This window comes from Acidobacteriota bacterium, assembly GCA_030949985.1.
Taxonomy (GTDB): domain Bacteria; phylum Acidobacteriota; class Polarisedimenticolia; order J045; family J045; genus JALTMS01.
The window spans coordinates 32,227-56,179 of record JAUZRX010000064.1 but is presented as its reverse complement, the minus strand read 5'-3'; the positions used below and the strand labels follow the sequence as shown (position 1 = coordinate 56,179).

At 68.2% G+C, this 23,953-nt stretch carries 20 protein-coding genes and 1 tRNA gene; 11 read left to right on the top strand and 10 right to left on the bottom strand.

The features are described 5' to 3' along the window. Nucleotides 1-71: 71 nt before the first annotated feature. From Q9Q40_13380 to Q9Q40_13370, 3 genes are read right to left on the bottom strand one after another with little or no spacing between them, the layout of a single operon-like run. Complete coding sequence (locus Q9Q40_13380) at nt 72-992, bottom strand: squalene/phytoene synthase family protein (protein ID MDQ7008212.1); 921 nt, start codon at nt 990-992, stop codon at nt 72-74. Beyond that, nucleotides 989-2,632: an apolipoprotein N-acyltransferase gene (gene lnt / locus Q9Q40_13375; protein ID MDQ7008211.1), complete on the bottom strand. Its 1,644-nt coding sequence runs from the start codon at nt 2,630-2,632 to the stop codon at nt 989-991. The genes Q9Q40_13380 and lnt overlap by 4 nt, the downstream gene beginning before the upstream one ends. Beyond that, nucleotides 2,632-3,876, bottom strand: a complete 1,245-nt coding sequence (locus Q9Q40_13370) for a beta-ketoacyl-[acyl-carrier-protein] synthase family protein (protein ID MDQ7008210.1) — start codon at nt 3,874-3,876, stop codon at nt 2,632-2,634. The genes lnt and Q9Q40_13370 overlap by 1 nt, the downstream gene beginning before the upstream one ends. A 193-nt stretch (nt 3,877-4,069) precedes the next feature. Between Q9Q40_13370 and erpA the strand changes: the two genes are divergently transcribed. Then, a complete protein-coding gene (gene erpA / locus Q9Q40_13365) occupies nt 4,070-4,417 on the top strand; it encodes an iron-sulfur cluster insertion protein ErpA (GenBank protein MDQ7008209.1) in 348 nt (115 codons plus the stop codon). A gap of 337 nt (nt 4,418-4,754) precedes the next feature. Here erpA and Q9Q40_13360 read toward each other — a convergent pair whose 3' ends face one another. From Q9Q40_13360 to Q9Q40_13340, 5 genes are read right to left on the bottom strand one after another with little or no spacing between them, the layout of a single operon-like run. After that, a complete protein-coding gene (locus Q9Q40_13360) occupies nt 4,755-5,690 on the bottom strand; it encodes a diguanylate cyclase (GenBank protein MDQ7008208.1) in 936 nt (311 codons plus the stop codon). Further along, complete coding sequence (locus Q9Q40_13355; protein ID MDQ7008207.1) at nt 5,687-7,897, bottom strand: pilus assembly PilX N-terminal domain-containing protein; 2,211 nt, start codon at nt 7,895-7,897, stop codon at nt 5,687-5,689. The genes Q9Q40_13360 and Q9Q40_13355 overlap by 4 nt, the downstream gene beginning before the upstream one ends. Before the next feature lie 14 nt (nt 7,898-7,911). Next, on the bottom strand, nt 7,912-10,974 hold the full coding sequence (locus Q9Q40_13350) for a YCF48-related protein (GenBank protein MDQ7008206.1): 3,063 nt from the start codon (nt 10,972-10,974) through the stop codon (nt 7,912-7,914). A gap of 19 nt (nt 10,975-10,993) precedes the next feature. After that, nucleotides 10,994-11,704, bottom strand: coding sequence for a hypothetical protein (locus Q9Q40_13345; protein ID MDQ7008205.1), 711 nt, complete (start codon nt 11,702-11,704; stop codon nt 10,994-10,996). Next, complete coding sequence (locus tag Q9Q40_13340) at nt 11,701-12,327, bottom strand: GspH/FimT family pseudopilin (GenBank protein ID MDQ7008204.1); 627 nt, start codon at nt 12,325-12,327, stop codon at nt 11,701-11,703. The genes Q9Q40_13345 and Q9Q40_13340 overlap by 4 nt, the downstream gene beginning before the upstream one ends. Before the next feature lie 617 nt (nt 12,328-12,944). Between Q9Q40_13340 and Q9Q40_13335 the strand changes: the two genes are divergently transcribed. Further along, a tRNA-Leu gene (locus tag Q9Q40_13335) sits at nt 12,945-13,032 on the top strand. 18 nt (nt 13,033-13,050) lie between these two features. Here the strand turns inward: Q9Q40_13335 and Q9Q40_13330 are convergent. Together Q9Q40_13330 and Q9Q40_13325 are read right to left on the bottom strand one after the other, a co-directional pair. Next, a complete protein-coding gene (locus tag Q9Q40_13330; protein ID MDQ7008203.1) occupies nt 13,051-13,521 on the bottom strand; it encodes a universal stress protein in 471 nt (156 codons plus the stop codon). Nucleotides 13,522-13,611: 90 nt separating this feature from the next. Continuing rightward, a complete protein-coding gene (locus tag Q9Q40_13325; protein ID MDQ7008202.1) occupies nt 13,612-14,937 on the bottom strand; it encodes a radical SAM protein in 1,326 nt (441 codons plus the stop codon). Between the two features lie 123 nt (nt 14,938-15,060). On the opposite strand from Q9Q40_13325, the gene Q9Q40_13320 reads away from it, so the two are divergent. The 9 genes from Q9Q40_13320 (at nt 15,061) to Q9Q40_13280 (ending at nt 23,953) form a co-directional block, all read left to right on the top strand. Beyond that, on the top strand, nt 15,061-15,573 hold the full coding sequence (locus Q9Q40_13320) for a CarD family transcriptional regulator (GenBank protein MDQ7008201.1): 513 nt from the start codon (nt 15,061-15,063) through the stop codon (nt 15,571-15,573). Between the two features lie 191 nt (nt 15,574-15,764). Then, nucleotides 15,765-17,318 carry an NFACT family protein gene (locus tag Q9Q40_13315; protein ID MDQ7008200.1) on the top strand — a complete coding sequence of 518 codons (1,554 nt, stop codon included), beginning with the start codon at nt 15,765-15,767 and terminating at the stop codon, nt 17,316-17,318. A gap of 230 nt (nt 17,319-17,548) precedes the next feature. Continuing rightward, nucleotides 17,549-18,589 (top strand): lysylphosphatidylglycerol synthase transmembrane domain-containing protein, encoded by a 1,041-nt coding sequence (locus Q9Q40_13310; GenBank protein MDQ7008199.1) that lies wholly within the window; start codon nt 17,549-17,551, stop codon nt 18,587-18,589. Continuing rightward, entirely contained in the window at nt 18,586-19,065 is a 480-nt protein-coding gene (gene nrdR, locus Q9Q40_13305; GenBank protein MDQ7008198.1) for a transcriptional regulator NrdR, read from the top strand. Before Q9Q40_13310 ends, nrdR begins: the two co-directional genes overlap by 4 nt. Then, the gene (locus tag Q9Q40_13300; protein MDQ7008197.1) at nt 19,062-19,520 is read left to right on the top strand and encodes an Hsp20/alpha crystallin family protein; all 459 of its coding nucleotides are present in this window, start codon (nt 19,062-19,064) and stop codon (nt 19,518-19,520) included. Before nrdR ends, Q9Q40_13300 begins: the two co-directional genes overlap by 4 nt. A gap of 7 nt (nt 19,521-19,527) precedes the next feature. After that, nucleotides 19,528-21,939 carry an endopeptidase La gene (gene lon, locus Q9Q40_13295; protein ID MDQ7008196.1) on the top strand — a complete coding sequence of 804 codons (2,412 nt, stop codon included), beginning with the start codon at nt 19,528-19,530 and terminating at the stop codon, nt 21,937-21,939. Nucleotides 21,940-22,140: 201 nt separating this feature from the next. Further along, complete coding sequence (locus tag Q9Q40_13290) at nt 22,141-22,737, top strand: RNA polymerase sigma factor (protein MDQ7008195.1); 597 nt, start codon at nt 22,141-22,143, stop codon at nt 22,735-22,737. Next, on the top strand, nt 22,734-23,192 hold the full coding sequence (locus Q9Q40_13285; protein ID MDQ7008194.1) for a hypothetical protein: 459 nt from the start codon (nt 22,734-22,736) through the stop codon (nt 23,190-23,192). Before Q9Q40_13290 ends, Q9Q40_13285 begins: the two co-directional genes overlap by 4 nt. Continuing rightward, nucleotides 23,189-23,953 carry a hypothetical protein gene (locus tag Q9Q40_13280; protein ID MDQ7008193.1) on the top strand — a complete coding sequence of 255 codons (765 nt, stop codon included), beginning with the start codon at nt 23,189-23,191 and terminating at the stop codon, nt 23,951-23,953. Before Q9Q40_13285 ends, Q9Q40_13280 begins: the two co-directional genes overlap by 4 nt.

Sequence of the window (23,953 nt, the reverse complement as noted above, 5' to 3'; positions counted from 1 at the left end):
CTTGAAATCCAGTGCGGTGGCTGCGATGCAGGCCCAAGTGGGCAGACCATATCAAACCCGGGGCGCTTCGATCAATCGGGGCTGGTTTGCCGGCGGGCCAGGCGTACCCGCAGCCAGGTGGCGGCGGCCAGCGCCAGCTTCTCTCTGCGGGGAACATGGACCACCGGTCCGGAGGTCGGGAAGTCCGCCGCTACGATGCGGTCGAGCAGGCGCCGGTAGACCGCCCCCATCACCTCGGCGGCGCAGAAATCCCGCCCGCCTCGCCGGCCCGCCTGCCGGGCGGCGTCGAAGTAGCGCCGGGCCCGCTCGGCCTCGAAGCGCAACAGGCCCCGGCGCTGCTGGTCGTTGGCCGCTGTGCCGATGACAGCGGCCTCGTCCACATCGAAACGGCGCAGGTCCTCGAGGGGAAGGTAGAAGCGGCCCCGGCGGGCGTCGGGGCCCAGGTCTCGCAGGATGTTGGTCAGTTGCAGGGCTCGGCCGAGCTTGATCGCGTAGTCGTCCGCCCAGGGATCGCCGCAACCGAAGATACGGACACAGAGTTGGCCCACCGCCCCGGCCACCAGGTCGCAGTAGCTGCCGAGCCGTTCCCATGTGTCGAAGCGCAGTGGCTCGAGGTCGAGGGCGACACCGGCGATCACGGCTTCGAACAGGGCTCGCGGCAGCGTGAAGGCCCGGGAGACCCGACCGACCTCGATGGCGATGGGGTCTTTGGCCCGGCCCGTGAAGGCGGCCTCCAGTTGCCCGCGCCAGTGGTCGAGTTCCCGCCGGGCGCTGTCGATGTCCGGCGCTTCGTCCACGGCGGAGTCCACTGCCTTGCAGAAGGCGTAGACGGCGAAGATCGCTTCGCGACGGGGGCGCGGCAGGGTGAGAAAGGCGTAGTAGAAGCTCGTGCCCGACGAACGGGTCACCCGCCGCACGTAGCTGTCGGGCGGCTCGGCGGAGGGCGGCCCCGGGGTGAGGGCGGGGTCGGCTTCCAGCGGCTGAGAGTTCACATCCCCTCCGGGTCGAGTCGCATGGGGCGTTTCCGGCGCCGCTCTCGCCGCCGTCGCCAGAGGGAGAGGGCGACCGCGACCACCGCCAGTATCATCCAGAGCTGGTCGATCCAGAAACCGATTCTGGCATAGACGGTCGGCTCAGGGGGACCGGCCGTGACCCTTCGTATGGCCACGCCCGGTTCCAGCAGCAGGCGTCCCGTCTTGTGGCCCCGGAGGTAAGTATCGATACGACCCGAGGGCAGGATGAACGCCGAAATCCCCGCGTTGGCTCCGCGCACGACACCGACCCGGTTCTCCACCGCGCGCAGGACACTGACGGCGAGCATGTTGTGGGTCGGTCCCCAGCCGAGCCACCCTTCGGAAGTGAGGTTGACGAAGAACCGCGCCCCCCGTCGGCGGGCCGCACGGGCGGGATCGGTGTAGCAGGTTTCGTAGCAGATCGGCGTCCAGAACGTCCAGGTTCGGCCGCCCACCTCCGCGCTCATGGGAATCGGCGCGGGAGCCGCCCATCCGTTGGGCGCGTCGCGCCAGGTCGCGAGGGTCAGGCGGATGATCTGCTTCGACATCCAGGGCCAGACCCGCTCGAGAGCGGGGAAGACGCGGCGTTCGGTGAACGGAAAGAGGACCACCTTGTCGTAGCGTCCGAGGAGGGCCCCGTCGGGGGCGACCAGGTAGGCCGTGTTGGTCGGCCGACGGTGTTCGACCGGGTCCATGCCCTGGGCGCCGAAGAGCAGCGGAGCCTGTCGGGACGCCGCCGTCCATTCCACGGCGCCGTGGTACTCCGCCTGGACGTCGTAGGCGGAGAGGATGGCGTTCTCCGGCCAGACCACCATGTCCACCTCGCCGGGTTCGACCCACTGGGCGGTCAACTGCTGCTGCGCGATGACGACGCCTGCGGTCAGGTCGCGGCCGTGATCCAGACTGGGCTGGATCACCGCCAGTCGCGGGCCCGGCTCGCCGGACACCTGGCCGATGCGCACGGCCCCATAACATCCCAGCAGTACCAGGATCGTCAGGGCCAGTCCGGCGCCGCGTCGCACCGAACGCCAGGTCGAAGTGCCCGTGGCGGCGCGGACGGCCTCGACTCCTACCGCGAACGGAAGGGCCGCGAGAACCGAGAGAGCCGGTGCGCCGATCAGTTCGGCCGACTGGATCCAGATCGGCCAGTCGAAGAGAAAAGAACCGATCTGGTACATGTTGAAGTTGCCGGGATTCAGCCAGGGGCGAAGCCACTCGCCGGCGCCCAGCCCGAGGGGAACGGTCACCCAGGCCGGCAGGCGGGTGGTGCGGCGCAGGATCCCGGTGGCCACGGCCTGAGTGGCATAGCTCCAGGTGATGGCCAGGGGAAAGACGATCAGGCCCACCAGGCCGTAGCGGTAGGCCGGAAGATGGCCGACGACGGCGTAAAGCAGCTGGCCGGGCAGGTAGCCCCACAAGGGGGCCCGCCAGCGTTCCACGGCCGCGGGGGTGACCAGCAGCACCATGGCCAGGGCGAGCAGGGGACCCGCCGCTGTCCAGCGTGCGGACAGGTACCACAGCACTCCCCCGACGAGGCTGATGGCGCAGGCTTCCAGTCGCCGACGCCAAGGCTTCGGTGCCGCCGCCCGGGTTTGCGGATCTACGTCAGCCGAGCGCATCAGGCGCAGCCGTCCTCCCAGCGTCGGAGAACCAGGCAGGCGTTGGTCCCGCCGAACCCGAAGCTGTTGGAAAGGGCCAGGCGCGGGGCCAGCGTGTTGATCTCGGTGACCAGATTGAGGTGGGCGCAGCTCTCGTCGATGTTTTCCACGTTGCGGCTCGGCGCGATGAAGCCCTCCTGGAGCATGATCACCGAGTAGATCGCTTCCAGCGCGCCGGCGGCGCCGATCGCGTGTCCCGTGATGGACTTGGTGGACGAGATCCAGGGTTGCCTGTCACCGAAGACCTGCTCCATGGCTCGGGCCTCGGAGGGGTCGCCTTGGGGCGTGGATGTGCCATGGGCGTTGACGTAGTCCACGTCTCCGGGGGCGACTCCCGCTTCGTCGAGAGCCAGGCGCATGACGCCGGCAGCTCCCGCGGGATCCGGGGCGACCATGTCCCGGCCGTCGGAATTGGCGCCGAAGCCGAGGATCTCGGCCTGGATCGGCGCGCCGCGACCGAGGGCCGAGTCGAGGCTTTCGAGGACCAGCACGCCGGCTCCTCCGCTGATGACGAAGCCGTCCCGGTCTCGATCGAAAGGCCGGGACGCCTGTTCCGGACGGTCGTTGTAGCCCCGCGAGAGCGCACGCATGGCATCGAAGGCGCCGGCCCGGGACCAGTCGATCTCGTCGGCGGCGCCGGCGAGGATGCGATCGTAGCGGCCCCAGCGGATCATCATCGCGGCCAGGCCCAGCGCATGGGCGCCGGTGGAGCAGGCCGAGGAGACCGACCAGCTCTCGCCACGGACGCCCAGGGCCACCGAGACGTTGGCCGATGCGGTCGAGCCCATCACCCGGGGTACGCCGAAGGGGCTGACCCGCCGGGTGGAGTGGTGCTTTTCCACCGTCGCCGCGATGCGGTAGTTCTCGATCGACGAGCCGGTGCCCGACCCGATCAGCACCGGCAGGTCGCTTCCCTGGACTTCCTCGAGGGGCAGGGCCGCCTGATCGAGGGCCTCGGTGGACGCCCGCATGGCCATCAGGCCACAGGAACTCGACGTCTTGGCGGTCTTGCGGGTGGTGATGGGGGAGTCGGGTTCGGCTTCGGGAAGCCCGCCGACCCGGGAGGCGATGCCGCGTTCGGCCCAGTCCGCCACGTGTCCGATGCCCGAGCGTCCCTGCTTGAGGGCCTCGGTGATGGCCGGTAGGCCGGTGCCGATGGAGGAAACTCCACCCATGCCTGTGATCACCACGCGCCTGCTGTACATTTCCGCTCCGCCTTGGGGGCCTCGTGGGGGCATGATACCGGAAGATGGCCATGGAGCCGCAGTGCGCTCGCGGGCGGCCCGGTTTGATCCGAGGCGGAAAAGCGACTAAGCTAGTCCTGTAAGACTTGTCATTGTCAGCCGTGCGGGGCGGGGTGCTTCTCCCCGCAACCGGCACGACCGAGGAGACGATCCGATGAGTGCGACGACCAACGAATTCCCTGTTCAGTTGACGGAGGTCGCAGCCGGGAAGATCCGGACTTATGCGAACGGTAACGAAGAGTTCTCGGGCAAGGCCTTCCGGGTCTTCGTCGAGGGCGGCGGCTGCGCCGGTTTTCGCTATGCTTTCGTTTTCGATGAGCCGCAGGAGAACGACTTCCGCGGCGAGGTCCACGGTGTCAAAGTGGCTGTCGATCCCCTGTCCATGAACTACCTCCGCGGCGCCACGGTGGACTACGTCGAGAGTCTCAGTGGCTCCGGGTTCACCGTGCAGAACCCCAACGCCTCGAGCTCTTGCGGCTGTGGGCACAGCTTCCAGGCCTGAGTCTTTCGCGGCCGGTAGAAGCTTGACGCGATGGGCGCCCCGCGGGGCGCCCTCGGCTTTTCCGCCCTGGCGCGAAGAAGCTCCTTCCCGCCCCGGGCGCTGAAAAGCCGGCCTCTCCCGGAAGGGCGGGCGGTGTCCGCAATGTCTGTCCGCATGGGGGCGCTGCGGGCTTCGGATTCCACGCTCGAGCGTCGACCGCGCATGGACTCCGTTCGCGCTTTTCGAGGGGGCAGGGATCGGGGCCGGATCGCCCGATCCCGCCACTGCGCGCTCCAGCGTTTCCCGTCCGCGTCGCGGGAGAGGCCGGGAAGGGCATGTTTCGGTCCACGGCGTGGGGTCAATGGACGGGGGCGGGGCTTTCGGCGCGGGCGCTGAGGCCCAGTTCCACCGGCCAGAGGGCGGTCTCCGCGTTTTCCGGCGCCTGGCGGGAGGCATCGAGGGCAGCCTCCGCGGCGGCCAGCAAATCGGGAGCCGCGGGCCAGGGGCCGTTGGGCCCGATGGTGACCCCTGCGAGCGGGGTCGTCTGCCGGGAGAGACCGACGGTCTCGAGCGCGTGCTGCAGGCGCTCGGTTGCGGGGCGTGGGTTATGGCAGCAGGAGAGCACCAGCGCCAGGCGGCGATCACTCCATCGGCCCAGGGCGTCCGACCCGCGGACGGCGCTACCCAGCGCCCGTCCCAGGCGGAGGCGCTGGCCCCCCGCCGTGGGTTCGCCGGGGCGGGGCAGGTCGTCGGGTAGTTCCATCACGATCAGGGCCAACGGCTCATGGCGGCTCGCGCTTTCGGCGGTGGCTACCTCGATGGCCCTGAGCAGCCCCCGGTGGTTGAGGAGCCCCGTGACGGGGTCGATCAGGTCGAGCCGTCGAATGCGGTCGGCCTGGGCCCGCACATCACCCTCGCGGCGAACGAGCTGAGAGCGCAGGCGGGCGAGTTCGACTTCCCGTCGTTGCCAGGCCCGGCTGACGAGGGTCGCCCCCACGCTGCAGGCGGCGGCGCCGAGCAGGACGAAGGTGATCAGCAGGCGGAGGGGCGCTTCGAAAAGGATGCCTGCGGCACCGGCGAAAGCCAGCGCGGCCAGGCCGCCGGCGAGCACCCGCAGGGCGGGGGAGGAGCCATCCTGCCGCCCGAGCGCGTGGGCCGCTGCAGCCAGGCAGACGGCCGCCGCCGCGGCCAGGGCTGTCGTGGCGGCGGCACCCGTCAGCCATGGTGCCGCCATGGCCGCGGCGATGGCGGCGAGGGGCGGGGCCCCGAGGCTGAGCAGGGAGACCGGTTTCACTCGACGATCTCCTCCTTCCAGGCCCGCACCTCGATCGCCTTTTCGCGGGGCAGGTACAGCCCGAAGTCCTTGGCGCCTCCCAGCAGGCGCGGGTCGTGGCTGAAGACAGAGATCGCCGAGCCGACGGTGGCCTCGACCCGGGCGACGAAGGCGCCGAAGTATTCGTGGAAACCCGAGGGCCCCCGAATCTGCACGCCGGCGATGGCGTGGTTGGTGTAGAGCACGGCGTGCACCGAGTCGGTCTGCGGCAGGTACGGCGCGATCTCGGCCCAGCTGTGGTTGGTGGCGCTGTCGGTCCAGAAGGGGCTACCCCGCCAGATCAGCCCGTCGCCGTCGGTGTCGATCGGCGTGGCCGTGTTGGGGTCGCTGGCGCTGGAGTCGAGGCGGTCGTTGATGTCTTCGGGGAAGGCAAAGCTCGACGATCCCGAAGACGGTATACCCTGGGCGTTGAGCGAACCGCGGACGATGGTCGCGTCGTAGCGCCCGTCCCCGTCCAGGTCCTCGCCGGAGCCGGGAATCACGTCGCCCGGGCTGTAGCCCGCCGGGATCAGGCCCGATCCACACTGATTGGCCCCGTTGGAAGCGTAGGTCCGGACATCCCATGTGCCGTTACCCTCGTTCGTGTCACCGGTATTGGGCAAATTGTCCAGCCCGAGATCTTCTTTGGATTCGTTGTCCGGATCAGCCAGCCATCCATCCACAGACCCCCAGTAAGCCCCATTGGTGAAACGGCCGATGATGATGTTCTCCCGGGCGAAGAGGCCGAGCATGTCGGCGTCCCGAACCTGGTAGGTCCCCGCCGGGCTGGTGGCTGTGGTGAGCTGTCGCCAGCCCTCGATGTCTTCTTCCGCCATCGAAGCGTAGTTGGTGCTGACGCTATTGCCGTATCCGGTGCCCGGAGGCGTGCCGTCACCCGGCAGATGAGGCCGCGTCGGATTGTCGTAGACGAGCTGATCGGGCAGGTAGATGTTGCCCGGAGTGTAGATGCTGCCCTGACCGGAAACGCGGCCGACGATGATCACCGCGCCGGTCATCGGCCGCAGACCGGTGGCATCCCACTCGTCGTCGGTGTTCCAGATGCCGTCGGCACCGGGGGAGCCGATGACCACCGGCCCGTCGATGATGATCGGCTGGGTGCGTCCGTCGAGTACCATGAAGGGGGACTCGTCGTCGTCGGTGTTGGGCAGGCCGTCCCGGCCGTAGAAGTCGTCGGCTGTACCCCACAGGCCATCCGGCCCCAGGTTGCACCCGATGCAGCCACGATAGGTGCGGTAACGTCCGAGGGCCCGGTCCCAGACCTGCAGCGTCGAGCCGCCGGTATCGTCCGGCGTACCCCAGATGCCGTCGTCTCCGGGTGTTCCACCGTTCCACTCCCGCGCGGCCTTGACGTAGATCGAAAGGTCGGAGAGGTTCGGCATCGGGATCACGTCCTGGTATTCATGCTGATTGGCCGAATCGGCGTAGTCGCCTTGGACGTCGTCGGCTCCGAGAATTCTGCCGCCCGCGATCAGGCCACCGTCGTGGATACGACCGATCAGGTCGTTGACCACGATCTTCTCGTAGTAGGGAGTGCCACGGCCGCGCACGCAGGAGTTGTAGAGCTTGATGTCGCCGTTGGCGCGCAGGTTGCCGTGCATGTAGAGCGAGCCGCAGGACCAGCCGCTCATCCAACCGAAGTTGTTCATGAAATAGGCGTTGTCGAAGACCCGCGAGGGAATCAGCTTGAGCCGGATCACGCTGGATACGGTCTTCGTCTGGTCGCCGATGGTGGCGGTTGAACGAATGTTCATATCGACGAATTCCAGGTTCCGCGCCTCGGCGATGGTCGAGGGGTAGCAGAGGATGTCGATGGTAAAGGTGCCGCGGCCGTGCTGCACGTTCACGTAATCGCGCCCCGAGTCGTCCGAGGTTCCGGCCTCTCCGTCAGCACCCCGCGAGCGTCCATGGGTCATGTGAAGCATGACATAGTTGTCGAAGATATGGTCCAGGTCCGGCTGGCCGACCAGCGAACATGTCACGTCGCCGATCATCCGCTCGAGACCGGCTTCGGCGATGTAGAAGAGTTCGGCGTCGTCGGCCCCGACGGAAGCCGACTTGAGCGACAAGGTCGCCGAGCCGAGCATCGCCAAGCCGATCAGCGTCAGGCCCGAGATGACGAAGAGCACGACGACCAGCGCCGATCCCTTTTCGTTGACATGGGTGATCATCGTCTGCTCCTTCCTCACGGCTGGATGACCGAAAGCTCGAAGCTGTTGCAGGAATCGACCCGGATCTGGGGATCCGAGTCGTCGGGCGACTCGATGCTGGAAGGCTGATCGGGAATCATCCCGGCCTCGCCGTCCAGGGTGGAGCCCTGGTTGTAGGCGGCCGTGATTACCCCGAAATAGGGCGTTCCGCTGGGCCAATCCGCGGTGTTGTTCAACTCGAAGACGATTTCGTCGCGTGCGGCAAGGTTGATGGGAACGACGCCCGGCGGAAGGTTGAGGGTCTGCCAGGTTCCCGTATGATCCCGGTAGTGCAGTTCTCCTGTTCGATCGGCGACCCAGACCAGCCGCGAGGTGACCATTTCCACGTCGACAGGTTCTGTGGCGGAGGCGCCCTGGTAGCTCCATGTCGTGCCTTCGTCGGTCGTCAGGAGCACGGCGCCCGTGTCGCTGGAAGCCGCAATCGCGGATCCGGTCTCCACGCAAGCGATAGAGGTGATTCGCCCTTCACCGGTAAAGTCTTTCAGGGACCAGGTTCCACCCCCGTCCGCCGAAACGTAGATGGCGTCTTGGGTAGCGGCATATATCAAGGTGCCACCGCCGGCCGTGGATGTCGCGCAGACGTCGAAAACAGTGTCCGTACCGGGGTAGGTGAGGTTCTCCGTGAAAGTCACTCCTCCATCGGAGGATGTCAGCACGGTTCCCGCGTCGCCGACGGCGACGAAGAAGCCGTCCCAGCCGCTGACGCCGCGCAGGTCGTTGGACACCGGGGATGAAATCAGTGCCCAGCTCGCACCGCCGTCGGCACTGCGAACGATGGTTCCGCCCAGGCCCACGGCGACTGCGACTTGCTCGTCCATCTGGTCGACCGCCTTGAGGTCGGAGGATGTCACGCTGCCGGAAACATCGGTCCAGTTGATACCACCGTCGCTGGTTTGGAGAATCTCGCCGGCGTCACCAACGGCCAGGCCGTCGAGGCGATTGATGAAGTCGACATCCAGCAGATTGTTGCCGGGCTGTCCCATGTCGCGGGGCGCGTTACCGGCCGTGATTCCGTGAAGCAGAGTGTTGTTCGTGGCGTCACCGAGGATCCAGTAGATACCGTCGAAATACTTGGTTTGATCGAGGTTGTTCGTTTCGGTATAACCGACGGGAATGTCCACCAGGCTGTCGAGAGTGCCGTCGGAGTTGAGGTCGCTCGAGGTATAGAGCTTGTATTGGATCAGGTAGGGGTCGTAGCCGGCAGCTTCGTTGTCGGGATTGGGCAGGCACCATGCCTCGACCGGATGGTCGTTGCTGCCATGGACGGCAACGCGTATCTGCGGGAAGAGCGGCAGACTCGGGCCCTTGTAGGACCGCGCACAGGCGCGGGGGCTGTAGGGAGAGAGCACTCCGCTGTCGTCCTCGGCGCGGAGCCAGTAGTAGTACAGTTTGCCGTAGTCCGGGGCCGAATCCGAGTTGGTGGCGTCGTCCAGGTAGCTGTACAGGGTCGACCCGTCGGCGGCGATGGCGGTTTTGTTGACGGGCGGGACACAGCGGTAGTCGGGTTGGGTCGAGCGATAGACATGGTAATTGGCGACGTCTTGGCCGTAGCCTGTGGTGTTGGCGGGATCGTCCGGAGAAGCATGCCAGTCGACCCTCAGGGTCGTGCCGTCGTCACCGGCGATATCGGATACCGAGAAGGACGTCGGATATGACGGCCCGGTGGCCGAAGGGTAGGGACCGACGACCGGGTCGAGGCGGCTGAGCTGGGGAGTGCAGTCCATCGCGCGGACTCGGTACCAGTACTGGCGGGGAGGCCAGGTGCGCATCTCGATCCAGTCGTCTTCCCAGGAAGACGTGCCGTCGAGGACCTCGTCGAAGGCCGTCGGTCCGAACACGGAGTTCACGTCGGTACGCCAGATCAGGTACTTCTCGATATCATCCTCGAAATTGCCGTCGTCCGCCGACAGGCTCCAGCTCAAGGTGACCTTGCCGTCGGCCAGGGGGTCGGAACAGGCGTTGACGATGCTCGGCGAACTGGTCTTCTCCGGCTCGTCGCCGCAGGCGCCTCCCGGAAGATCGGTGTTCCGCGGCTTGATCTCGGTGTTCATTGTCACCGAGCGGTAACGAAAGGGCTCGGTGCTCGAGGAACGCCTGGGGTCCTCGTAGGTCATGTCCGGGTAAGAAGTCTCGCAGGTGACGTGGATCTCGACCCGCGTGATGATGTCCGAGATGCGACGGTCGAGAGTCCCGTTGCCGTTCCGGTCCTCGCCGGTGTCGAGAACCGCATCGTTGTCGGCATCTTCGTCGGTGACGGGGCCGAGGGCGGCCAGTTCTCCCGGCTCGAGGATACCGTTGCCGGCGGTCCCGCCTCCACTGCCGTCGTCGCCCCACAGGTCTTCGGCCGGGTCGGAGTCGAAGTGACCCCAGTAGAGGAAGAGAGGGATCGCCCGCGCACCGTTGGGGTAGGCCACCGGACCGCGGACGAGGGCCACGGGGCCCGCGGGGTTCTGATTGTCGGTGCCGTTGTAGCCGTAGGTCTCGCGTTGCAGCAGAAAGAGGCCGTCGTTGTCGATCACCGCCTCGTCGGCGTCGTCACCCTGGTCGCTGGCGTCGACATCACCGTCGCCGTTGGAATCCAGGGTGTAGCGGATCGTTTCGGCTCCCGTGTGGAAGGTCACGGGGGCGTAGCCCGAGGGCACGCTGTCTCCGGTCTTTCCGTCCTGGATCGCGTCGATGGTGGGGTCGATATCGGCGTTGAAGACCAGCTCGTAGGGGGCTGCGTAGACGATGGACGGCTGGCCGACGAGGTCGTCGTCGGTGTTTTCCGTGCCGTCAGGGCCCGGATCCGCCACCGTGCGCACATCCACCTGGTAGCCGAGCATCAACATGTCGCGTTCCAGCTTGTCGATGGCGTAGCGTCCTTCCCGTGCCGCCTCGAGGACCGCGTCGTCCCGGTTGTACAGCCTGTGGTCCATGGTCAGCATCGACAGGGCGGCAAGGAAGAGAATGGTCGTGATGCCGAGCGCAACCGTGACCTCGGCGAGGGAGAAACCGCTCTCGGCGGGGGGGCGCTTGTGTCCCTGCAGCGTTTCCACGGTCGCCTCCTTGGCCCGACTAGAAGGCCGGGATGTAGAACGCTTTTTCAGTGGTGAGAGTGACCTCGTGAGGCTGTCCATGGCTGTCCTTCCACTTCACGCGTACAAGCACGTACTTGACGAAGTTCGTCGCCGGCTCGGTCTCGGAGGGTGTGGTCGTCTCGACGCTCACGCTGTCCCGCGCATCAGGATTCAGGCCCTGGAGCGTCACGTTGCGGATGACGTCCTCGTAGTCCGCACTGTCGATGATGTAGACCTCACGCCGGAAGCGATCGTACTGTCCGTGATTGACCCAGTAATCGTGATCACCCTGCGCGTCGCTGGGATAGTCGCTGCGGCCGAAGAGTACGGCCCCGTTCTTGATGTCGGGAGTGCCCGCACAGGAACGAAAGTTGAACTGCGTGCCATTGAGCAGGTCGACCTCCCCGTAGTCTTCGTCCGGAAAATTGGTGTAGGTCACTTCGTCGATGTCGGTGCAGGGGTCGGAAGTGTCGTTCCATGCGTCGCGGTTTCCGTCCTGGTAGCGCGCGCTCTTGATCTGCTCGAGGCGGTGCGCGGCGAGGAACCGCGCCGTCGCGTGATCCCGGGCCATTTCGGAGGTCCTGATCGTGCTGATCAGGAGCGTATTCAGTCCCAGCAGCGCGATGGCGAACACGCCGATGGCGACGATGGTTTCGGCCAGGGAAAGGCCGGACTCGTCGCGGGGAAGGGGCATCCTGTGGCTGCTCATTGTTCGAGCCTCCATGGTCCGGGGTTGGATATCGTCGGGTCGTAGCGCCAGCGGCGGACCCGGCCCGTTGCCTGGTTGATGCTGATCGCCCGCATGTTGGCGGGGTCGGCGCGGTCGAGATCGGCGGTGGGGATCAGGTAGATCACCCCCGCATTGGCGGACCCCAGGGGATCGAAGGTCAGTACGGGAGCGGATCCGGAAAAGGAGATCGCCGCGGTGATGTCCGCGCCGTCGATGCCTTTCGTGCCCGCGGGATAGCCGAAGACCGTTCCCGCCCCCTGGGTGGACAGGTGATAGGTCGTCACGCTTTCCGAGATGTCGGCGTCGATGCTGCCGTTGGAGTTCTCGTCGTCGTGAACCCGGTAGGAGTTGGAGGCGGTGTCGAAGATCACCCGATAGTCGTTCTGCTCGAAGACGGCCCGGGAACGGGCCAACTCGATCCGGCGGGCCACGTCCGAGGCGGCCGAAGAGGCTCTCCAGCCGGCCAGGTCGATGGTGTAAACGCCGATCGCCGCCGTCAGGCCGACGATGGCGAGAACGGCCAGCATTTCAACGAGGGAGAATCCCCTCTCTGATGGCGGCAGTCGGCTGGGAGTCGTGCTCGGCACCGGCTGGCGGCTCATAGATGCACCTCACCCTTCCATTGATCCCCGCTGCCAATATGGGTCGCGCCCGTGGAACTGACCATCGGCTCCCTGGCGCGCCGGCTCCGGGTGCAGCCGGCAGACATTCAGAAGCAAGAGTCGTGCCGTTCAGCGAGCGGGCGAGGGCGAGCGGCGGCGGTGTGAGGTGGCGGAAAGTGAACCGGAAGCCTCTGACAGAGCGGAAGGCGCCGTTGACGGATTCGTTTCGTGGGGTCGGATTTCGAACACTCCAGGCGCCCGCCAAGGGTCTCGAGCGCTTTTACCCCCCGGGGGGGTGACGCGGCGCGGCACCCCCCCGGTGTTCAAGGGGGATACAGCCCGGAGAAACTTCGGCGGTCGCCCGATGGAAAGGCGCCGGGCGCACTCTCGGCGCGGGACACGAATCGCCTGGGATGGTAGAGTCTCGCCGGCTACCGTCCGGAAAGCGGGCGGGCAGCCGGCTGGTCGTGGCGAGCGAGAGGCGCTGCCTTTGTCGCGGACCGACACGCCGCACGGTTTTGGGGGATGGCGGAAGTTCCAGCCGCCGCCCCGACGCCGTCAGCGTCTCGGGGACCGGGGCGCGGGCAGCGGCTCAACTTGTTCACCGGCCAGGGGTTGCCGGAGTGGCGGAACTGGCAGACGCAGCGGATTCAAAATCCGCCGGGCCCCGCGCCCTTGAGGGTTCGAGTCCCTCCTCCGGCACCAGCCCGGCAGCCCGCGCCTTCAGGCGGCCCCGGCCCGCTCCTGTTCGGGCTGGTGGACGATCAGCACCGGGCGGTGGGCCGTACGGACGACCTTCTCGGCCACGCTGCCGAACAGCAGGCGTCGCCACCCGGTCCAGCCGTGGGTGGCGATGACGATCAGATCGGCGTCGTGCTCCTCGGCGGCGGCCACGATCTGGGCGTAGACGCAGCCGTGGGTGACCAGGGGCCGGGCCGCGAGGCCCTCGCCGAGGCCGGTCTCCACCAGCTCGGACAGGCGCCGCCGGGCCGCCGCCTCCCGATCCTTCTCGAAAGCGGCCAGGTCGAAGGCGGCCCCTTCCACCGGCGCGTGCATCGCCGGCAGCGGATCGATCACCGTCAGGACCAGGAGCTGGGCCTGAAAGTGGCGGGCGAGTTCCGCAGCGGTGTCGAGGGCATGGCGGGCGGGATCACTGAAGTCGGTCGGGCACAAAATACGCTCGACAGGAAGCATCACTGACCTCCCTGTTCGTCGTCGCGCTCCCACCCTGGTGGACGGCCGCGGGTGGGCCAGCCCGATGGGCCGCCCGACCTCCCGATGATATCACCGCCCGGGCTGGGGGGACGGTGCCGGCCACTCCTCCCGGGGCGGGTTGAAATAGGCGAAACAGAGGTGGGGAAAGGCCTGGCGTACCCTGTCCATCCAGCGGTCGATGCCGAAGCCCGGGGCCTTGCGAGGCTCCATGCCGAGGGCCTCGAGGTAGAGGTCCGGATCGATGTTCAGGTTGCGGCACTGGAGCACTCGGGCCCCGGTGTCACGGATGAAGTCGACCAGGGCGTCGAACTCCTCGTCGGTATCGGTCACGCCGGGAAAGATGAAGTAGTTCAGGCTGACCAGGCCTCCCGCACGGCTGACGGCGCGGGCTGAGCGTACCAGCGCGTCCAGGCCGTAGCCCCGGGGGTGGTAGTAGCGCTCGTAGAGGTCCTCCCGGCAGGAGTTGAGACTGATCCGAAGGCTGTCGAGTCCCGCCGCGACCAGGCGTTCGACGGCTTCGGGACGCGAGGCGTTGGAGTTGAGGTGAATCGTGCCCCGCTGGGTATGGCGCCGAATTTCCCGGATCGCGGCCTCGATCCGGTCGGCCTGGAGCAGGGGCTCGCCCTCGCACCCCTGTCCGAACGAGACCACCGCCCGGGGGGCGGATTCCAGGTGCTCGACGGCCAGTTCGACGATTTCCCGCACCTCGGGTACCAGGCGCAGGCGGGGCTGGGTCACGGGCACCTGCTTGCCCGGCTGGAAAGAGAGGCAGCCCACGCAGTCGGCGTTGCAGGCCGGGCTGGTGGGCAGGGGGGCTTCCCAGCGCCCGAGCACCCAGTTGCGAGCCGCGGGGCAGCAGTAGTCCAGCGCGCAGTTTTCCACCAGGTGGGCGGCGAGGCGGTTGTCCGGATGCCGCTCGAGCATCGCCCGCGCTCCCGCGCGGATCTCCTGCTCATCGAACTCCACCAGGTCCTGCCGGCGGTCCGGGTCGACGCGCACGGCGGGAGCGACGAAGCCGTCCTTGTGGAATCCGAGGGCGCAGTAGGCGTAAAGGGGCAGGGGCCCTGCCTGGGGCATTTTCTTCCAGGCGGCCAGGTGGAGGGCGGTATGGGCCGGCGGAAGAAAGGCGCAAGCCGCGAAGACCTCGCGCCCCTCGTACTCGTCGAGCACCACGGCACGCCCCTCGGTGGCATCCCAGCCCACCGGCCGTCGGTCCGGCAGGCGAAAGAGCAGCGAGCCCTGGGGCAGGGGAGCCCACTTGCGGGGCAGGGGGCGCATCCAGCACCCGCCCGAGCGGCCCAGGGCCAGCAACCCCGGGATTTCAAAGACGTTGCCGTCTCCATCGGCGGCCACCAGCCAGGGGCCGGTGGGCAATCGTCGCTTTCTGGGCCGCATTCGCACCGGTTCATTCTGCCTGATGGGAGGGGCGGCTTGCCAATCGCGATAATCTCCTTTATTATCAACCAAATCCAGCCTTGTGGCTGGAGGCGCGTGAGCCCTGGCCGGAGGAGGCACGTTTTGAAGTTCAAGGTCGGTGACAAGGTCGTCTATCCCAACCACGGCGTGGGCATCGTCAACGAAATTCGCGATCTGAACTACGGCGGCAACCGGGCCACGTATATCAGTCTGCGGATCGTCCAGAGCGACAGCATCGTCATGGTGCCGGTGGAGAACAGCAAGGCCGTGGGCCTGCGCAAGCTCGTGCCCCGGACCCGGGTGGGCAAGGTCCTCGACAAACTCCGGGACGCCGAGGTGGAGGTGCCCTCCGACTGGAAGGGGCGCTACCAGGAGAACCAGGCCAAGATGCGCTCGGGAGATATTGAGCAGGTGGCCGAGGTGCTCAAGAACCTGACTTTTCTCAACACGGTCAAGACGCTCTCCTACCGCGAGCGCAAGATGCTCGACCGGGCTAAGGCGCTGGTGGTCAGCGAACTCTCCGAGGCCAGCCGGAAGCCCTTCGACGCGATGGAACAGCTCGTCGAAGAAGCGATGGGCGTCGAAGCTTCGGGCAGTACCGTCTCCGAGCACTGACCCTGGTGGTGGCCGGTTCTGCCGGCATGATCCCGTTCGCCGGGCGGAAGACATCCCGCGGGGGAGGCTCCCGCAGCGGTCCGCCTGCCCGGCGTCTCGGCCGGCGGTGTCGTGAAACATGGGGGCTGGCCGCCGGTAGCCCGGCCCCCCGCACCGAGAAGACCTTCTTGTCGACGGACTGCTAGGTTCTGATGGAGCCCCTCTCTCTGCTTGCCGGATTCCCGCTCCTGTCCGGCGGTCTGGTCTCCCGCCGCCTCGAGCGGGTCCTTCCCGTCGAGCGCCACGGCCTGCATCTCGTCTTCGATGGCCCCGGTCCCGGTCTCCGGCTCGATCTCGAGCCCCTGCCCGGTGCGGCTGTGCTCTGTCGTTCGGCGCCGCCCCGTGTTCGAGGCGGGCGCTCGGCCTGGCCCGATCTGGCGGCCTGGGCCGACCGGGAACTTCCCGGCGCCGTCGCCGTCTCCCTGCACCTGTCCCTGACGCCTTTCGGGGTGGGGCTGGCACTGGAAAGCGGCTGTCGGATCGCCCTGGTCGCCGATCGCCGCGGCGGGGCGATCGTCCTGACCGCCGCGTCGGGCGAGAGTCGCCGGCTGGGAATCAGCGAGGACGATCTGTGCCCTGTCGATCACCGGCGGCTGGCCCGCACCCTTCGCCGCTGGGCCGAATCGGTGCCCCGGATCGGAGCGCCGGCTGCGGCCGAGGATCTTCTCGCGCTGGTCCCGGCCCTGGGTCGGCGGGGCAGCCGGCGGGTGGCGGATGTGGCGGCGGCGGATCCCCGCCGCCTGGATGGGTGGCTCTCCTGGGTCGAAGACGGCGGTTCGGGACGGTTGGCCGAGGCTCTCGAGGCGATCTACCACCTGCAAGCGGCGTCGGTGACGGACCTCCGGCATCGCCGGGCTCTGGCGGCCGCCGTGGCGGCGCGCATCCGGCGCCACCGCCGGGCACTGGCGGCCCTCGAGCGGGAAGAGCGCAAGGCCGCCGACCCCGAGCAGGTGCGCCGCCGGGCCCTGGCCCTGCTTTCCGCCGCGGGGCGGCTGGGGCCTCCCGGCGCCGATGGATGGGTCGTGCCCGATCCCTGGAACGCGGAGCGCAGCCTGCGCATCGAGCCGCCTCCGGGCGTGTCCCGTCCCGCCCAGGCGGCCGAGCGCCTCTACGAGCGGGCTCGCAAGCAGGAACGCGGCCGGGAACGCCGGGAGCAGCGCCGGCGGCAACTGGGCGCCGAGGTGGAAGCGCTGACCCGGCTGGCCGCGGCTCTCGAGCGGGCCGCGGGGCGCGCAGACATCGAGGCCCTCGAACAGCGACTCGAGGCCCTGGGCATCACCCTGGCCGCAGAGCGGGTGAGCGGCGGGGGGCGTCCCGCCCGCAAGAGCGGGGGGGCGCCGGCGGCCCGGGTGCTTTTCAGCCCGGGCGGTCTGCGGATTCTGGCCGGGAGGAGCGGGGAGCAGAACGACCACCTGACCTTTCGCGTGGCGGCGCCGGAGGACCTCTGGTTTCACGTCAGGGGCTATGCGGGGGCGCATGTGCTGCTCCAGTGCGGCGGCCGGCGGGAGATCGCCGAGGCGGACCGCCTTTTCGCCGCCCGGCTGGCGGCGGCCTGGAGCCAGGCGCCGCGAGGCGAGAAGGTCGAGGTGCACGTCGCTCGGCGCAAGCACCTCAGGCGCCCCAAGGGGGGCCGACCCGGACAGGTGGTGGTGCGCAAGGGGCAGGTCCTGCTGGTCACGGCCGAGCGGCCCCCCGGGAGCGAGTGAGATCCTGGGCGCCTCGACGGACGGATTTGGGGCGCCGATGGCCTCATCCCGGGGTGGAAAGGCGGCCATTCCGCTTTCAATGGGTATCATGAGCGCCTGAATTGACCTTTCGCGTTCCGAAACTTATCGTCTCGCTCCGAGGGCTGAGGGGAGACGCCGGATCCGCGGCCGGGCACTGCGGGCAGTATCGCCAAGGACGACGGGGCATACCGTGGTCCGGGGGAGTGAAGATGTGGCGTCGAATCGTCTCCTGGGTGTCGGGCCCGCTGCTGGCAGCCTTCTTTCTGTGGCTCTGCCTGCGAGGCGTGTCCCTGCACGACCTGGGGACCCAGGTTCGCGGCGCCCATCCCCTCTGGCTGGCCTTCTCCGCCCTGACGGTCGTCGTCCACCTGATCCTGCGCTCCTGGCGCTGGCGCACCCTGCTGCGGTCCGTGCGGGCGAAGATCCCCTACCGGGAGCTGCTTTCGGCCACTTCCATCGGTTACATGGCCTCGCTGCTGCCCGGCCGGGTGGGCGAGGTCCTGCGGCCTGCGCTGCTGGCCCGCCGTGCGGACCTCCCCTTTCCGCCGGCGCTGGCGACGGTGGGCGTGGAACGGGCGGTGCTCGACCTGCTGGCTGTGCTGGCCTTCGGAGCGGCGGCGCTCGTGCTGCCCGCCGGCGTCTCGGGACTCAGCGCGGGGGCTGATCCCCTGTTGCTGGCTCGCCTGCGCGTGGCCGGAGGCGCCGTGCTGGCCGGGGCCCTGGTGGCCCTGGTGCTGACGATGCTCCTTGCCCGGCACCGGGAAAGCGTGGGGGCCTGGCTCGAGACAAGACGGCAGACGATGGGCCGCCTGCCCCGCCTGGTGACCGGCTGGCTGGCTTCGTTGCTTCCGGGGCTGGCGACCTTTTCCACCATGCGGGGCGCCCTGCGCCTGGCCTGGGAGACGCTGCTGGTCTGGCTGGTGATCGGCGTGGGCATCCAGGCGGGCATCCACTCCACCGGCGTCGCCGTGCCGCCGGGGGCGTTTCTGCTGATGTTGCCGATCCTGGCCGCCGGTATCGGGATTCCCACGCCGGGGGGCACAGGCACCTACCACCTGGCCATGATGCTCGGCCTGTCGAAGCTCTTCGGAGTGGACGAGGCGGCGGCCCTGGGGGCCGGCGTGGTCGTGCACGCGGTGACCTGGCTGCCGGTGCTCGCCATGGGAGGCGGGTTCATCGTGGCCGGTGGCCTGGGCCGCCGTGACGGCGGCAGGGGGCCTGCCGATGCTTCTGGAGCGGTGGCCCCATGAAGTGTCCCTTCTGCAATGCGAACGACGATCGAGTGGTGGATTCCAGGGAATCCGCCCACGGGGAGGTCATTCGCCGCCGCCGGGAATGCCTGGGTTGTCAGCGGCGCTTCACCTCCTACGAGCGCATCGAAGAGGTGCCGGCGATGGTGATCAAGAAGGACGGCCGGCGGGAACTCTTCGACCCGCAGAAGCTGCTGGCGGGCCTGCTCAAGGCCTGCGAAAAGCGCGCCGTGCCGCGCCGCAGCCTGGAGTCCCTGGTGGCGGATATCAGCGCCCTGGTCCAGGAAGCCTCGGACCGGGAACTGGCCACCGAGGTGATCGGGCAGAAGGTGGCCGAGGGGTTACGCCGGCTGGACCAGGTGGCCTACGTTCGCTTCGCCTCGGTCTACCGGGAGTTCCAGGACGTCGAGGAGTTTCTCGACGAGATCCGCGGCCTGGTGGGGCGCGGCAAGGGAAGAGAGCGGGAAGAGCCATGAAGCAGAAGCTGCAAAGCGCCCAACTCGAGGTGGCCCGGATCCAGAGCGAGATCAATCGGCTCTTCGAGACCTTGCTGCGCCTGCGGGACGGGGGGGCCTCGGTCGGAGCCTGGTCCCCTGCCGTGGACGTGGCGGAGACCGCCGAAGAATTGAGAGTCGAGGTCGAGTTGCCCGGGGTCGAGCCTTCGTCGTTGAAGGTTTCAGCCCGCGGGGGGCGCCTGCTCGTGCAGGGAGATCGCCCTTCCAGCCAGTTGCGCAAGATCCCAGGGGCCCATGTGCTCCACGATGAGCGGGAATACGGCCCGTTCGAAGTGGAGATTCCCCTGGCGACAGCGGTCAATACCCATCGTGCGAAGGCGGACCTTGCCCGGGGCGTGCTTCGCATCCAACTTCCCAAGGTGCCCAATCGACGGGGCGAGGCTGTGTCCATCGCCATCGATACCGGGAAGAGGTGAACAGGCCATGTCCGAGATGACGACCCGCGATCCGGTGAGGATCCCCAAGACGCTGCCCGTGTTGCCCCTTCGGGACATGGTGGTCTACCCCTTCATCATTGCCCCGCTCTCCATCGCCCGCGTGGCCAGTATCCGCGCCGTGGACACCGCGCTGTCGGGCAACCGCATGGTGCTGCTGGTGACCCAGAAAGAGCGGGACGAGGATGCCCCGGGGCAGGACGATCTCTACCCGGTGGGCACGGTCGCCGTGATCATGCGGATGCTCAAGCTGCCCGACGAGCGCATCCGCGTGCTGGTCCAGGGTGTGTGCCGGGCCCGGCTCACGGGCCTCGAGACCGGCGGCCCCCACCTCGTGGCCCGGGTCGAGCCTCTGCTCGAGCCTCCGGCGGACAGTGGCAGCGAGACCCCGCTGGAGTGCGAGGCGCTGATGCGGACGGTCAAGAAGGCCCTCGAGCGCGGCGTGAACCTGGGCAAGAACCTGCCCTCGGAAGTGCAGGTGATCGCCAATAACCTGGAAGATCCGGGGCGGTTGGCCGACCTGGTGGCCTCGAATCTGGAACTGGACGCCGCCCAGGCCCAGCAGGTGCTGGAAATCATCGACCCCCTCGAGCGCCTGCGCTCGGTGGCCCAGCAGCTCAAGCGGGAACTCGACCTGCTCTCGATGCAGCATGAGATCGATTCCCTGGCCCGGGACGAGATCGACCGCTCCCAGCGCGAGTACTACCTGCGCCAGCAGATGAAGGCGATTCGCAACGAACTGGGTGAGGGCTCGGAACTCGAGGAGGAGATCGACGAGATCCGGGAGAAGATCGGGAACCGCGACCTGCCCGAGGCCGTGCGGGAGGAGATCGAGCGCGAACTCCGCCGACTCGAGCGCATGCACCCGGACGCCGCCGAGAGCGCGACGATCCGGCACCACCTGGAATGGCTGGTGGAATTGCCCTGGGACGTGGAAACCGAGGACAACCTGGAGCTCGGTCCGGCCAAGGAGATCCTCGACGAGGATCATTACGGCCTGGACCCGGTCAAGGAGCGGATCATCGAGTACCTGGCCGTGCGCAAGCTCAAGGAGCGCCACCGGGGCCCCCTGCTCTGCTTCGTCGGGCCTCCGGGAGTGGGCAAGACCTCCCTCGGGCGTTCCATCGCTCGGGCCATGGGCCGCAAGTTCGTGCGAGTCTCTCTTGGCGGAGTTCGGGATGAGGCCGAGATTCGCGGTCATCGGCGGACGTATATCGGTTCGATGCCGGGGCGCATCATCCAGTCGATCCGGCAGGCCGGATCGCGCAACCCGGTGATGATGCTCGACGAAGTCGACAAGCTGGGCAACGACTTCCGCGGCGACCCCCAGGCCGCGCTGCTGGAGGTTCTCGACCCGGAACAGAACAACTCGTTCCGCGATCACTACCTCGGGGTGAGCTTCGATCTCAGCCAGGTGATGTTCATCGCCACCGCCAACCTGATGGACACGATCCACCCGGCCTTTCGGGACCGGATGGAGGTGATCCGCATCCCCGGTTACACCGAGGAAGAGAAGCTCGAGATCGCCAAACGCCACCTGATTCCCAAGCAGGTCGAGGAGAACGCCCTGAGCGTGGAGACCGTGCGGTTCAGCGAGGGGGCGGTGCGCGAGCTGATCAACCGCTACACCCGCGAAGCGGGGCTGCGGAACCTCGAACGACGCATCGCGGCCATCGCCCGCAAGGTGGCCAGGAAGGTCGCCGAGGGGCGGCGGGCGCCGACCCGCATTTCCGCCTCCAGCCTCGAGGCTTATCTGGGGCCGCCGCCTCCCCAGGCGGAGGACCGGCTCGAAGGCAGCCTGGTGGGCGTCGCGACGGGCCTGGCCTGGACCGCCGCGGGGGGCGACGTGCTCTCCATCGAGGCGCTGAAGATGAAGGGTAAGGGCCGTCTCCATCTGACGGGGCAACTCGGCGCGGTGATGAAAGAATCGGGACAGGCGGCCTTGAGCTGGGCCCGCTCGCGGGCCGCAGAGTTGGGGCTCGAAGAAGACGATTTCTCGGGTCACGACATCCACGTCCACGTTCCGGAGGGGGCGATTCCCAAGGATGGTCCCTCGGCGGGAATCACCATGGCCACGGTGCTGGTCTCGGTGCTCACCGACCGGCCGGTGCGGCGGGATGTGGCGATGACCGGCGAGATCACCCTGCGGGGCCGGGTGTTGCCCGTCGGCGGCGTCAAGGAGAAGGTTCTCGCCGCCCGCCGGGCGGGGGCGAAGACGGTGATCCTTCCCCGGGCCAACGAGAAGGACCTCCACGACCTGCCCCGGGTCGCCCGGCGGGAACTGGAGTTCGTCTTCGTCGAGTCGATGGAAGAAGTGCTGGCCGTGGTCCTCGCCGAGCCCCCGGCGGCCGCCGAATCGAGGGTGGATGCCCGGGAGGACCGGGCGCTGGTGTCCGGCTGATCCACGTCGGCTCCCCGGGTCCGGCGTCGGGGGCCGGCTGCCCTTGCCTGACGGAAGGCGGGCCCCCACAATGCGCGCCATGTTGCGCGCTGCTCCGGGGCTGGGCGGCTTTTTCCCGGTCCGCGAGCCCCAGGCCTTTTTCCGGCTAGACAGATGCGGGACCCGCTCCGTAGGGCAGGGTGACGGGTCGGAGTCCGTCCCATGACGGGCGGCGACAGGGAACTCGTGATCCGGGCGGTTCGGGGCGAGAGGGCTGCCTTCGACGGGCTGATCGCGCCGCGCTGGGGGCGGATCTACCGCATCGCCCTGCGGATCACGGGAAACCGGGAGGAAGCCGAGGATGTGGCGCAGCAGGCCTGCCTGCGACTCTGGAACAGGCTCGGATCCTTTCGGATCGGTGAGGACCTCGATGCCTGGATCTATCGCATGGTCGTAAACCTGGCTATCGACGCCCTGCGGCGCGAAAAGGCCCGCCCGGAGCTTTCGGCCATCGGGTCGGGGACCGTCGAGCGTCCCGCCGAGCCTGTCGACCAGGCTGCCGGTCCCGAGCAGCGGGTGTTGGCGCGGGAACTGGAGCGGGCCCTCGAGGCGGTGACCGCCGACCTGCCTCCGCGGCAGAAGGCGGTCTTCGTGCTGACCCGGATCGAGGGCTTTTCGGCCGCCGAAACCGCTCGACTTCTGGACGTGGCCCCGTCCACGGTTCGCAACCATCTCTTCCAGCTCCGGGCCCAGATCGCCCGGCGCCTCCGGCAGGATTACCCGGGCCTGCTGGGTATCGATCCTGGAGATCAGACATGAGCCGTTCTTCCCGGAGCGATGGATCGGGGCCGACCGATCGCCGCCTGGCCGAGATCGCCTCCGGTGCCCGGCCGGATGCCGCCGAGGCCCTGGCGCTGCTGACCGATTCCGCCGTTCGTCGCCGCCTGGTGGCGCTCGATCCCACGGCGGTTTTCGCACCCCTTGGCGGTCTGCCGCCCGCGGAGGGCGTGCCGGCCTACCGCAGCCCGTTGCCCGCCGCGGACAGGAGTTGGCGCCGGGGGGGGGTGGCCGCCGCCGCCGCGCTCGTGGTCGCCGGCGCACTGTGGGGGCTGGCGGGTCCGACAGGACAACCGGTTTCCCGACTCGCTGCAGCGCGTGTCGAACCGGTGGTGCGCCGAATCGACTCGGCCACCGCCCAGGTGATCACCATCGTGCCAGCCACCGCGCAGGGCCCCACGCTGACGCTGATCATCGACGAGGAGCTGGACCTGTGAGCGTGCGCCTGTTTGCCGCCGCCCTGGCGGTCGCGTTCGGCATGGTCGCCCCGGCGGTCGGCGAGACCGATCCCTGCGCCGGTGTCGAGATCGCGACGCGGGTGATCGAGATCCACTATCGCGAGGTGGGTGACGCGGCCCAGCTCGCGGACCAGATGATCGGCGATTGTGGCGCCTACAAGGTGCCCCGCGCCCTGCACGCGATCATCATCGAAGACGAGCCGGCTCGCCTCGAACAGATCGCCCGGGCGATCGCCGAGTGGGACGAACCGCCCCGGGAGGTGGAAGTCAGCGTCAGCCTGCTGATCGCCACTCGTGACCTGCCGCCGGTCACGGGAGTGGCGGACGAACTGCGTGACATCAGCCGGACCCTGTCCGAGATGACCCGCTGGACCCGCTTCCGCTCTCTGGGTACCGCCAACCTGCGGCTCCGGGAAGGGGGCGAGGGACAGGCGGAGATCGCCGAGCGCTACCGAGTTTCGTTGAAGATCAAGCGGGTCGACCAGGGACGGCGTCGCATCCTCGTCGAACCCTTCCGCCTCGATCGTTTACCGGCTCCCGTCACCGCCGGCGGCTCTTCCATCGAGCCCCGGCCGCGCAGGCTGTGGAGTGGAGAGCTGGATCTGGAAGAGGGCCGGCAACACCTGGTGGGCGCCACCTCACGGGGACGACAAAGGGCTATCTTCCTGGTCTTCACCGCCTGGTCGGTCGATGACAAGGCGCCGGCCGCCACCGAAGTCCTGCTGCAGGAGGAGCGCTGA